Raw genomic sequence first — 12,149 nt, forward strand, 5'->3', positions numbered from 1 at the left:
TTGGGAGTGACGATGAACGATTTTGCGGCGACAGCTGAGCCTCGCAGGCTTTACCAGCAGATTGCTGACCGGATCAGAGGATTGATCGAGGGTGGAGAGTTTCCGGTCGGAAGCAGACTTCCGGCCGAGCGTGAACTCGCCCATCAGTTGGGCGTGTCGCGCCCGTCGCTACGTGAGGCGCTGATTGCGCTGGAGATAGCCGGCAGTGTTGAAGTTCGCATGGGTTCGGGCGTCTATGTCAGCGCGGAAACCGAAAGGCGGGCGGTGGAGCAGGCCGTGTCCTTTGGTGAAAGCCCGCTGGAGATCATGCAGGCCCGCGAATTGATCGAGGGCAGCGTAGTCGTGATGGCCTGCGCGCGCATGACGCCAGAGGCATTGACGGAACTGCGCGCTACGCTCGACCAGATGCGGGAGATTGTCGATTCCGGTAATAAGGCTATCGAACTTGACAGGCAGTTTCATCTGCTTGTTGCTGAGCAGTCGGGCAATTCCGTGCTTGTGCGGGTCATTCGGGATTTGTTCGACGAGCGGCACAGCCCTCTGACGTCGCAAATTCGTACCCGCTTTGAAGACGGCGATACGTGGGCCTTGGCGCTGGCCGAGCACGAAATGGTTTATGCGGCGCTGGAAGCGAGGGATCCGCTTCGGGCGCAGGCAGCGATGCGAACGCATCTGGAGCGGTCCAAGCAACGCTGGATGGATCATGAACCTCGCGACTGAGATGTCGGAGGAAGGATTTGAGAGTAAGGTAAGAACCATGAATGATTCCGTTGCCGCTGTGGCTGCGCCGGTCATCCTGCTGCATCCATCGGATGATGTCGCCGTGGCGCGCGTCTCGGTTCGTGCTGGCGATCCGATTGGGCTAAACGATATCAACGCCCGCGAACTGATTGGGCGTGGCCACAAGGTTGCCATCCGCGATATTCCCGAAGGCAAGGAAGTCCTGAAATACGGTCAGGTCATCGGCATTGCTACGAAGGATATTGCGCTGGGCGAGCATGTGCATCTGCAAAATCTCGCTATGCTGCCTTCCGAGCATGAGCACCAGTTCTCCATCGATATTGAAGAACGTGGCATGGTGCCGGAGGCGGAACGTCGCCATTTCATGGGCTATGATCGTGGTGCGGGCGGTGTCGGTACGCGCAACTATATCGGCGTCATTTCCTCGGTGAATTGTTCGGCCACGGTGTCGCGCTATATTGCCGATTATTTCAATCGCATGGGTGGTCTGGACGGGTTCGACAATGTGGATGGCGTTGTCGCGCTGACCCATGGCAGCGGTTGCGCGCTCAACACCAAGTCGGAAGGCTATCGGCTGTTGACCCGCACCATTCAGGGCTATGCCAAGCATCCGAATTTCGGCGGCATACTGCTGATCGGCCTTGGCTGCGAAACCAACCAGATTGCACCGATCCTTGAACATTATCGCATGGAGGAAGGCTCACGCCTGCGCACCATGACGATCCAGCAACACGGCGGCACCCGCAAGACGATTGATCATGCGATTGCCGAGATCAAGGAAATGCTGCCGCTGATCAATGAGGCCAAGCGCACGAAACAGCCCTTGTCGAAGCTGAAAGTGGCGCTCGAATGCGGCGGCTCGGATGGTTATTCCGGCATTTCGGCCAATCCGGCGCTGGGCTACGCGTCCGATCTGATCGTGCGCAATGGTGGTACGACGGTTCTGGCTGAAACACCGGAAATCTATGGCGCGGAGCACCTTCTGACGCGGCGCGCCGTGACGCCGGCGGTAGCGGAAAAACTGTTGCAGCGCATTGACTGGTGGCGCGACTATACGGCGCGCAATGGCGACGAACTCAACAACAATCCCTCGCATGGCAACAAGCTTGGCGGCCTGACCACCATCCTGGAAAAGTCGCTGGGTGCGGTTGCCAAGGGCGGTTCCATGCCACTCAAGGCGGTCTATGAATTTGCCGAAACCGTCACCGAGTCGGGCTTCGTCTTCATGGATACGCCGGGTTACGATCCGGTTGCCGTGACCGGACAGGTGGCAGGCGGCTGCAATGTCATCTGTTTTACGACGGGGCGCGGTTCCGTTTCCGGCTTCAAGCCGTCGCCCTGCATCAAGATCGCCACGAATTCCGAAATGTACGAGCACATGAAGGAAGACATGGACATCAACTGCGGCGGCATCGTCACCGGCGACGAGACAATCGAGCAAGCGGGCACACGCATTTTCGAGCACATTATCGCAGCCGCATCCGGCGAAAAGACGCTGAGCGAAATCTACGACTATGGCGACAATGAATTCGTGCCATGGCAAGTCGGCGCTGTCACCTGATCCTTCTAATAGTTTGTATTGATTGGAATATATGATGGTAAAAGCTCTGCGCATCGAGAGCGAAAACGTGACCCGCTTTGCCGAAATCAATGAGGCTCCCCTGCTGCCAGGCCATGTCCGGGTGCGGGTGCGTCATATCGGCCTGTGCGGCAGTGACCTGAACACCTTCAAGGGGTTGAACCCGCTGGTGCAACTGCCGCGTATTCCGGGCCATGAAATTGGCGGTGAGATCATGGAGGCAGCGGTTGGCGTCGATCCCGCCTTTGCCAAGGGCAAGCGGGTGATTGTGCTGCCCTATACAAATTGCGGCGAATGCTCGTCCTGCCGTAAGGGACGGCTCAATGCATGCCGTTATAACAAGACGCTTGGCGTGCAGCAGAATGGCGGTCTGGCCGACCAGATCGTCCTGCCCGCCGAAAAGCTGATCCTCAACGATACGCTGGAACCGCGTCATCTGGCGTTGGTCGAGCCGCTCTCGGTCGGCTTCCATGCGGTGGCGCGCGGTCGCGTCGAGGCTGGCGACACGGTGGCGGTGCTTGGCTGCGGCATGATCGGCATGGGTGTGCTGATCGGCGCGGTGGCGCGTGGAGCCAAGGTGATCGCCATCGATCCAAGCGCGGAAAAGCGTGAACTCGCCATGCAGTTCGGTGCAGCCCATGCCCTGCCAAGCGGTGACGACGTGGTGGCGAAGGTGATGAAACTGACCGGCGATGACGGCGTGGACATTGCTTTCGAGGCGGTTGGACTGCCGATTACCTTCACGCAGGCGATCGATCTGGCCGGTTTTGCCGGACGCGTGGTCTATGTCGGTTATTCCAAGGCCCCGGTTACCTATCAGACGCAGTTCTTCAACCTGAAGGAACTCGACATCATGGGCTCGCGCAATGCGACGCTTGCCGATTTCGAGGCCGTCATCACGCATCTGGAAAAGCTCGGAAGCGAGGCCGACGGGCTGATCTCCCGGGTGTTTCCTTTCGAGGAAGCCGAAGCCGCATTGCCCTATTGGGACAGCGACCGCAACGTCCTGAAGATCATCATCGAAAGAAACTAAAATTGACGCATGGCGTACCCCCGGGGACGGGTTTGCGCTGCGCAGGAAACCGGCCCACGGCCATTAATATCCCAAAGGGAGGAATAAAATGAAAAGAATCGTTACCGGTATGATAGCGGCGGGCATGTTGCTTGCCGGCAGCGCGGCAACTCTTGCAGCCAATGTATCCATCAAGGTTGCCTATGAGAACAATCCGGGCGAACCTTTCGATGAGGTCATGCATCACTGGAAAGATGATCTTGCCAAGCGTTCGAATGGCGAAATCACGCTGGAGCTCTTTCCAAGCTCTCAGCTGGGTTCCAAGAAGGACGTGACGGAGCAGGCCATGATGGGCCTCAATGTTGTCACTATTTCGGACGTCGGCTTCCTGGCCGAGTACGATCCTGACCTCGGCGTGCTCTATGGCCCGTTCCTGAGCGACGATCCGGCGAAACTTTTCAAGGTCTATGACGGACCGTGGTTCAGGCAGAAGTCGGAAGAGCTGAAGGCGAAGGGCATTCACATCGTGATGCCGAACTATCTTTACGGCATTCGTCAGATCATCTCCAAGAAGCCGATCCGCACGCCTGAAGACCTCAAGGGTATGAAGATCCGAGTGCCGAACAACATCATGCAGATCAAGACGTTCGAGGCCATGGGCGCGACGCCGACCCCGATGCCGCTGGGTGAAACATTCCCCGCGCTGGCTCAGGGCGTGATTGACGGCGTCGAGAATCCGATTTCAGTGCTCTATGGCCAGAAGTTTCAGGAAGAAGCCAAGTATCTGAGCAAAGTCGGTTATCTGACCAATGTGGCGCTGATCGTCGGCGGCGAAGCCTTCTTCTCCACACTTCCGGAAGAACAGCTCAAGCTCATTCACGAAACGGCTTACGATGCCGGCCTTTACAGTCAGAAGCTGACGATCGAAAAAGACAATGAAATGATCGCGAAGATGAAGGAAGCTGGCGTGGAAGTGATCGAAGTCGATCGCGCGCCTTTCAAGGCTTTGGCCGAGAAAGTCTACACCCAGTTCCCCGAATGGTCGCCGGGCCTTTATGAAAAGATTCAGGCTGAACTGAACTGATAATCGTCATCATGAATGACCGTGCCGCAACCCGTTTTGAGGCACGGTCACTTGTCTAGGCCGCTTCCGATGAAATTTCTGGAAAAACTGACCGACTGGCTGGCTGCAGCTCCGCTGTTCATATTGCTTGTCGTGTTCAATATTGCCGTTGTCATGCGTTACTGGCTGAACCAGCCTTTGCAGTGGACCGAGGAGATTGCCGGTCTATTGATGGTTTGGATCGTCATGCTGGGCAGTATTGCAGCCGAACGTAGCAATCAGCACCTTGCCATTCCGATGCTCGTCGACCTTCTGCCGGAAAAGGCGCGCGCAGTTGTGAACGCCTTTGTTTCGGCCCTGTCGGGCCTTTTTCTGCTTTACGTTTCCTATGCGGGATACAAACTCGCCATTGCCGCGAAGATAAAGATAACGAGCGTTCTGCGTGTATCTTACTTCTGGATCGACATTGCCGTGCCGATCGGCTTCGTAATCATCGCTCTCTACCTGTTTGCCGGCGCTTACAAGACCTTGCGCGCTGCTTTTGCCGGAGCCAAGGCATGAATCTTACAATCGTTATCCTCATTATGCTGGCATTGATTGCGCTGAACATGCGCCTCTATGTCGGTATTCTTGTGGCGGTCTTCACCTATTTCGTGTTCTTCAACCCGATGCCAATCGCCATTGCGGTGCAGCGTTTCATCGGTCCGGCGCAGAACACGTCTCTTCTGGCTATTCCCTTCTTCATCATGCTGGGGACGGTCATGTCCCATACCGGTATCGCTGAACGCATGATCAAGGTTGCCGATCTGCTTGTCGGTCGTCTGCGCGGAGGTATGGCGCTTACCAATATCATGGTTTCGATGCTGATGGGCGGCGTCAGTGCGTCGAACCTTGCCGACAGTGCCATGTTGACCCGTATGCTGGTGCCGGAAATGGAAAAACGCGGTTATGACCGGGCCTTTTCCTGTGCGGTGACTGCCGCCGGATCGCTCGTCACTCCGATTATTCCTCCCGGCATCGCGCTCATCATCTATGGTCTGATTGCCGACGTCTCCATCGGCAAGATGTTCATGGCCGGTATCGTTCCGGGGCTGCTTGGCGCGGCAATCCTGATGTTCGCGGCCTATACGACCTCGGTGCGGCGCGGATACAAGGCCAGTCGCGATCACAAGCTGACAGGGGCCGAAGTCCGCTCCACGCTTTCATCCGCATGGCCTGCGCTGGTGCTCATCATCGCTATTCTCGGCGGTATCCGGCTCAATGTCTTCACACCGACGGAAGCCGGTGCGGTCGCGGTTACACTGGTTCTGATCATTGGCTTCGTCATTTATCGCGAGATGCGGGTTTCCCATGTCGTGGATTCACTGATCGAAACGGCAAAATCGACCGCTTCGGTGATGCTGGTCATCATGGCGTCGTCGGCGCTGGCCTGGGTATTTTCGCTGGAGCAGGCGGGGCAGTCTCTGATGCAGTTGGTATCCTCCTTCACGGATAATCCTTATGTGTTCCTGCTGGCAATCAATGTCATTTTGCTAGTTCTGGGAATGCTGATCGAAGGCACTGCATTGATGATTGTTCTGGTGCCACTCCTTATGCCCACGGTAAAAGTACTCGGGATTGACCCGGTTCATTTCGGGATCATCACTATCGTCAATTTGTCCATCGGTACATTGACGCCACCGGTCGGCACCGTGATGCTGATGGTCTGTAACATCGCCAAGGTTCAGGTGAGCAATTTCACCAAACAGGCGTTCAGCATGTATATGGCCCTTTTCGCCTTCCTGCTGATCGTGACCTATGTGCCGATCGTTTCCACTTTTTTGGCTTATTGATGAATGAAAGGAGCGCGGTTCCATTCCGCGCCCTTTTGCTTTCACCATATTCGCATTCTTGCCGGAAATGCCCTATTTCCAAGGGTTCTCGACGCGCGGCCAGATGGGCCGAACGAGCTTGCGATAATCGGTCACACGCGGGTTGCTTGGATAGGAACTCGCCGCCGCGACATAGACGATTTCGGCGGCGATGGGCACAAAGCCCGCATGGAAGTGATTGGTGGATTTGACCAACAATATATCCTTCTTCATCGGATCGATACCGACATTCGAGAATATGTCCGGCTCGAAGGTTTGGGTGCGGTTGGTATTCAGAATTATGTCGGTGTCGGTCCCCTCGATGCGGATGACTGCCGATGGACCAAGCGTCACGCGGCTCGGACCGAAACTCTGCCAACCTTCCAAGGTCGTCTGCATGACCGTAACGCGGGCATCTATGGGAGCTCCGCCAAGCGGGCCGGACTTTCCGCCGAAGCGAAGATCGATCACCGCGCCTTCGCCTGCCGCATGACAGAAAGTCACGGCGATGGGGTCCCAGATCGTGGCAACGCCGACATTGTCGATGCCGCGTTCGATCAGACGCCGCAGGACATAGGTGCCATCACCGGCAACACCTCCGCCGGGGTTGTCCCAGACATCGGCGATGACAGCGGGTTTTTCCGGATTGGCTGCGTGGGCGGCAAGCGCCCGGTCTATCCCCTGATCTGTATCGAGCATGGTCATCAGGGTCTGCTCGCGCATATCGATCAATTCGCGCCCGAGCTTTTCCGCAAGAGATGCCCCCCTTTTGGGGTCGTTATCGGTGACGACGAGGATTCGGGTCCCCAGCTCCGGAACGTCCGCGGCCATGAAGCCATGAATAACGGAAATCGAAAGAATTCCGTCTTGCCCGTGCATCGCCTTGATGCGGTCGATGAAGGAGCGCATGGGCTCCTTGCTTGTCGGGAAGACGCCGATCATCCTACAGTCGAAGGTCGATATGACCGGCTTTATCCGCCCTTTCAAGGCATCAAGCGTCAGATCGACGATATGTTCGCCGCGCTCGTAAAAATCCGTGTGGGGAAATTCGAGGAAAGAAGCGAAAATATCGATATTTTCGACGCGTTTCGGTGTCAGGTGGCTATGCGGGTCGAACTCGCCTGCGATCAGAACATCCGGTCCGACAATGGTCCGTACGCGTTCCAGAAGATTGCCCTCGCAATCGTCATAACCTTGCGCGACCATCGCCCCGTGCAGGCCCAGTATAACGGCGTTGACAGGCATCGCTGCCTTCAGTTGATCGAGGATTTCGTCGCGCAATTCCTCATAGGCCTGCCGCTGCAACAATCCTCCAGGCTCGGCCCAGGTGGCGGTTCCTTCGATGACAGTCAATTCTTCCGTAGCCGCGCGCTTGCGCAAGGCCACGATGGGCGACGAGCAAAGCGTCGGCGTTTTCGGGTGTTTGCCCGGTGCTGCATAAAAAGCCATCTCGAAAGAAACCCGGTCGGTCGGCACTGGCGAGAAGGTATTTGTTTCGGTCGCGAACGACGCGGTAAAAATACGCATGGAAATGGCCTGCGGGAACGGGTGTTTATTTCAGCGGTGCGTAGGCGATGGCTTCGACTTCGATCTTGATGTCGATCATCAGTCGGGATTCGACGGTCGTACGCGCTGGCGGCTCCTTGGCAAAATAGGTGGCGTAGACGGCATTCATGCGGCCGAAATCACGCGCATCCTCCAGCCAGACAGTCGTCTTGACGACGTCGTCGATACTGGCTCCGGCCAATGCCAGTGCGGTCTTGACGTTTTCGAGTACCTGTCTCGTCTGGGCTTCGATGCCGCCGTCGACGACGCGGCCGTCAGGACCGACCGGCACCTGACCCGAAATATAAACGGTATCTCCTGCGCGAACAGCGGGGGAAAGAGGCACATGAGATGCGCCAAAGACCTGTTTTGTGGACATGATTTTCTCCGGTTATTTGACGGCTCCAAGGGCCAGCCCCTTAATGAGATAGCGTTGGAGCCAGATGAAGAGGATTGCGACCGGTAGCGTGGCAACAAGTGTCGCTGCCATGACATAGTGCCATTCGACCGTGTAGCGCCCGGCCACCAGCGAGAAGACCTGGATCGGCAGCGTGTAACTTTCCTGCCTGCGCAGCATGGTTAACGCCACGACGAATTCGTTCCATGCATTGATGAAGGTGAAGATCGCCGTGACGGCAATCGCAGGCAGGCAGAGCGGCAGGAATACTTTGACCAGTGTCTTGCCCCGGCCTGCGCCTTCCATCCATGATGCTTCTTCAAGGTCGCGCGGAATGGTGTCGAAATAACTTTGTAGCATCCACACGGTGAAGGCGATGTTGAATGCCATGTAGACGGCACCGACCGCCGACACGCTTTCAATCAGTCCATAAGCAGCTAGCAGCCGAAACAGACCCAGCACGAGGACGATGGGCGATATCATCTGCGAGACAAGCAGAAATTGTCGAAACGCACCGTAGCCCGCAAAACGGAAGCGCGACATGGCGTAGGCAGCGGGAACGGAAACCACGATGGCGCCCGAGGCTATCACTGATACGTAGATTGAATTCAGAAGCGCCTGGCCGAAATTGGTCGCCACCCACATTTCGGAAAAATTCCGCCAGTGGAAGCTGCTCGGCCACCAGTGCGGCGACAAAACTTCCTGTGCCGGCTTTACCGCTGTGAGAAACATCACCGCGAAGGGAAACAGCGTCAGTACGATGAGGGGCGATAGAACCGCCCATGCGACGATCGTACGTTTGGCTTTCGATCCGGTCATGTGCGCTCTCCCCGCATGGCAAGGCGGATATAGATTGCAGTGAACACAAGCAGGATCGCCAGCATGATCAACGATACGGCGGAAGCTTCGCCCAGCTTTCCAAGCCTGAAAGCGAGCTTGTAGAGATGTGTCACCAGAATGTCGGTGGAATTGGCCGGTCCACCTTGCGTCATCACCCAGATGATGGGAAAGGAATTGAAGACATAGATCGTGTTGAGCACGATGGCGATGTTCACGAAGGGCTTCAGAAGCGGGAATGTGATCTCGTGAAATTGCTGCCACAGGCTGGCGCCTTCCAGCGACGATGCTTCATAAAGATCATCGGGAATGGATGACAGGTCGCCGAGAAAGATTGTTGTCGTGAAAGGCACCGTGACCAGAATACCGACAAGTATCTGCATCGGAAAGGCCGTTGCCGCACTCGCCAGCCATTGGATATTGCTGTCGATGATGCCGAGACCGCGCAGTGCCGAATTGAGCATTCCGCTTTCGCCGTTGAGTGCCCAGCGCCAGACGATGGCTGTCATTGTGAGCGAGACGGCCCAAGGCAGCATGACGATGACCCGCGCGACCGAGCGGCCGTAAAAGTCCATGTTGAGGGTGATGGCGACCGGGATTGAGACGACCATTGCGCCGCCAACTACGGCAACTGTCCATACGGCCGTCCGCAAGAGGGCGTTGAGGAAATCGGATGTTGCGAAAAGAGCAGCGAAATTTTCGCTACCGCTGAAATCCCGCAACTGGCCGAAACGGTTGACGTCATGGCTGGCAATTTCGACGAGATGCACCACGGGCCAAAAGATCACCACTGTGGCCAGAAGCAGACTTGGCAGGATCAGAAGATAGGGCAGGGTGCGGCTTTGCATCGGTGATTTACAGTCTCGGAAGGAAAAGGCCCGGCGGCGTGGGGGACGCTGCCGGGCAGGCGGGGAGAATTACTTTTTCAGGATCGCATCCGCCTTGGCGGCAGCATCCTTCAGGACGGCATCAGGCTCACTCTTGCCAAGATAGATGCTCTGCATGGCGTTGGACGTGATGTCGGCAATTTCTTCCCATCCGGGGATTACCGGCGCGAAGCGGGCATCCGGCAGAAGCGCGGTAAAGGCAGCGAGATCGGTATTATTGACATAGTAATCCATCTTCGCTTCTTCCTTGTTGACCGGCAGGAAGCCCTCGCCTTGCGTGAATCTGGCGCGCCATTCGGTCTGGAACAGGAAGTCGAGTACCTTCCAGGCCTCCTCTTTGTTTCTGGAGTTCTGGAACATGATGACGGAATCGGTCACGCCATAGGTGCCGCGCGCGCCTGTGGGGCCGGCAGGAATGGCCGCGACGCCATATTTGAGGTCAGGCGCTTCTTCCTTGATCTGATTCGACAGAAAGGGCGCAGTGATCATCATTCCGACCTTGCCCTGCTTGAAGAGGTTTTGCACGTCTTCGCGGGCGTAGGAGGTGATGCCGGGCTGGGTTAGCCCTTCATCTATCATCGATTTGTAGAGTTTGGTCGCTTCCAGCGCGCCCGGCGTGCTCAGTCCCGATGTGCCGTCCTTGTTCAGGATTTCGGTTCCGTAGGACCACATGGCATAATAGTAATAGACGTCGGTCTCGATTTCCTTACCCTGAAGGCCGAAGCCATAATTCTCGCCGCCAAGCGCCTTGATCTTGGCCGCAGCCGCCTTCAGTTCGTCCCAGGTCGCAGGCGGATTTTCGACGCCGGCTTTCGCCAGCAGATCCTTGTTGTAATACATGGCGCGTGCAGAAGCGGCGATCGGCAGGCCATAGGTCTTGCCTTCAAGGACGGAAGGCGACAGGAATGTCTCGATAAAACGGCCCTTGAACTCGTCGTTCATGTAGGCATCCAGCGGTTCAGCGATGCCCTGCTGGACGAAGTCGATCAGCCAGCGTGTGCCGATGATCGACAGGTCGGCATTGGTGCCAGCCGAAATATCGGTCGTCAATTTCTGCAAGAGTACGTCCCATGGAACAATCTCGAAGTTGAGCGTGATCCCGGGATTGTCGGCTTCGAAAGCCTTCTTAACTTCCTCGAAATAAGGGCCGGTTTTGGAGCTGTACTCCGCAACGGTCATGCGTACTTCGCCGGCATCCGCCGTCGATGACAGAGCCAGAATGCTTAATCCGGCCAGAAGGCCGGCCGTCCAATTTCTACCCAGTTCCCGTTTGATGATAGACATATTTTCGTTCCCTTGTTTGCCTCGCATCGACGCAAAGACAGTTTATTTTTGTTATTTTCCTACATTGTAGGCTCTTTTGTCTCTTTTAAATAAAAAGTTTTGTTGTAAACTTACATTTTGACCTTTACGCTGAGGCGAATAAACAAGTGCGGAAGGCTGCCGCACAAGAGGGGAACAGCGTGGAGCAACCAGGTGAGTTTGCCGGAAAATCCGTTCTGATAACGGGCGCCGGAGGCGGCGTGGGCAGTGCGCTCGCGGCGTTGTTCTCGGCCCGTGGCGGTCGCGTGATCGGCTGCGATATGTCGGTTGATCAAATGACCGCGTCGGATTTCCATAGCCGCCATGCCTTCGATCTGCTTGATCGTGATGCGCTGGAAACTGCCGCACAGAAAATCATCGCTTCGGACGGTGTGCCGGACATCGTGATCAACAATGCCGGATGGACGCGTGCCGAGACTTTCGAGGGACTCGACCAGGGCAAGATTGAAACCGAAATCGACCTCAATCTTACCGCTGTTGCGGGTTTCTCTACTATCATGGCGCAGGCGATGGCATCGCGCGGCCATGGGGTCTTCGTCTTCGTTTCCTCGGTCAATAGCCTCCTGCATTTTGGCAATCCGGCCTATGCAGCCGCCAAGGCAGGCATCGACGCATTTGCGCGTGGTATCGCAGTGGAATTCGGTCGGCAGGGGGTTCGCGCCAATGTCGTCTGCCCCGGTTCGATACGCACACCCGCATGGGATCATCGCATTGCACAGGATGCGAGCGTGCTCGACCGTCTGCAACGGTTTTATCCGCTCGGGCGTATCGTGAATATCGGCGAGGTGGCGGAAGCGGTGGCCTTTCTGGCGTCCGAACGGGCCTCGGGCATTACTGGCGCCATCCTGCCGGTGGATGCCGGGTTGACGGCTGGCAGCCGCCCGTTCATCGAAGATATTCTTGGAGGAAACTGAG

General features: G+C 56.6%; 12 protein-coding genes. 7 read left to right on the forward strand and 5 right to left on the reverse strand.

Annotated features, from left to right (window positions below; genetic code table 11):
• Positions 1 to 12: 12 nt before the first annotated feature.
• From FHS76_RS03115 to FHS76_RS03140, 6 genes are all read left to right on the forward strand, one after another.
• Positions 13 to 720 carry a FadR/GntR family transcriptional regulator gene (locus FHS76_RS03115; protein ID WP_183647939.1) on the forward strand — a complete coding sequence of 236 codons (708 nt, stop codon included), beginning with the start codon at positions 13 to 15 and terminating at the stop codon, positions 718 to 720.
• 37 nt (positions 721 to 757) lie between these two features.
• Positions 758 to 2,302 (forward strand): UxaA family hydrolase, encoded by a 1,545-nt coding sequence (locus tag FHS76_RS03120; RefSeq protein WP_183647940.1) that lies wholly within the window; start codon positions 758 to 760, stop codon positions 2,300 to 2,302.
• A 34-nt stretch (positions 2,303 to 2,336) separates the two neighbouring features.
• Positions 2,337 to 3,353 (forward strand): zinc-binding alcohol dehydrogenase family protein, encoded by a 1,017-nt coding sequence (locus FHS76_RS03125; protein ID WP_183647943.1) that lies wholly within the window; start codon positions 2,337 to 2,339, stop codon positions 3,351 to 3,353.
• An 88-nt stretch (positions 3,354 to 3,441) separates the two neighbouring features.
• Positions 3,442 to 4,416: a C4-dicarboxylate TRAP transporter substrate-binding protein gene (locus FHS76_RS03130; protein ID WP_183647946.1), complete on the forward strand. Its 975-nt coding sequence runs from the start codon at positions 3,442 to 3,444 to the stop codon at positions 4,414 to 4,416.
• A 69-nt stretch (positions 4,417 to 4,485) separates the two neighbouring features.
• A complete protein-coding gene (locus FHS76_RS03135; protein WP_183647947.1) occupies positions 4,486 to 4,956 on the forward strand; it encodes a TRAP transporter small permease in 471 nt (156 codons plus the stop codon).
• Positions 4,953 to 6,227, forward strand: coding sequence for a TRAP transporter large permease (locus tag FHS76_RS03140; RefSeq protein WP_183647951.1), 1,275 nt, complete (start codon positions 4,953 to 4,955; stop codon positions 6,225 to 6,227). Before FHS76_RS03135 ends, FHS76_RS03140 begins: the two co-directional genes overlap by 4 nt.
• 72 nt (positions 6,228 to 6,299) lie before the next feature.
• Here the strand turns inward: FHS76_RS03140 and FHS76_RS03145 are convergent, their stop codons facing one another.
• The 5 genes from FHS76_RS03145 to FHS76_RS03165 all read right to left on the reverse strand — a co-directional run bounded on the left by FHS76_RS03145 (position 6,300) and on the right by FHS76_RS03165 (position 11,195).
• Positions 6,300 to 7,772, reverse strand: coding sequence for a M81 family metallopeptidase (locus tag FHS76_RS03145; RefSeq protein ID WP_183647955.1), 1,473 nt, complete (start codon positions 7,770 to 7,772; stop codon positions 6,300 to 6,302).
• Between the two features lie 25 nt (positions 7,773 to 7,797).
• On the reverse strand, positions 7,798 to 8,169 hold the full coding sequence (locus FHS76_RS03150; protein WP_183647957.1) for a RidA family protein: 372 nt from the start codon (positions 8,167 to 8,169) through the stop codon (positions 7,798 to 7,800).
• Positions 8,170 to 8,181: 12 nt separating this feature from the next.
• The gene (locus FHS76_RS03155) at positions 8,182 to 9,006 is read right to left on the reverse strand and encodes a carbohydrate ABC transporter permease (protein ID WP_183647959.1); all 825 of its coding nucleotides are present in this window, start codon (positions 9,004 to 9,006) and stop codon (positions 8,182 to 8,184) included.
• Positions 9,003 to 9,872 (reverse strand): carbohydrate ABC transporter permease, encoded by an 870-nt coding sequence (locus FHS76_RS03160; protein WP_183647961.1) that lies wholly within the window; start codon positions 9,870 to 9,872, stop codon positions 9,003 to 9,005. Before FHS76_RS03160 ends, FHS76_RS03155 begins: the two co-directional genes overlap by 4 nt.
• A 69-nt stretch (positions 9,873 to 9,941) precedes the next feature.
• Positions 9,942 to 11,195 (reverse strand): ABC transporter substrate-binding protein, encoded by a 1,254-nt coding sequence (locus FHS76_RS03165; protein WP_183647963.1) that lies wholly within the window; start codon positions 11,193 to 11,195, stop codon positions 9,942 to 9,944.
• Positions 11,196 to 11,374: 179 nt separating this feature from the next.
• Between FHS76_RS03165 and FHS76_RS03170 the strand changes: the two genes are divergently transcribed.
• A complete protein-coding gene (locus FHS76_RS03170; RefSeq protein ID WP_183647965.1) occupies positions 11,375 to 12,148 on the forward strand; it encodes an SDR family oxidoreductase in 774 nt (257 codons plus the stop codon).
• Position 12,149 lies beyond the last annotated feature (1 nt).

It is taken from the genome of Brucella daejeonensis, assembly GCF_014199265.1.
Classification (GTDB): Bacteria; Pseudomonadota; Alphaproteobacteria; order Rhizobiales; family Rhizobiaceae; genus Brucella; species Brucella daejeonensis.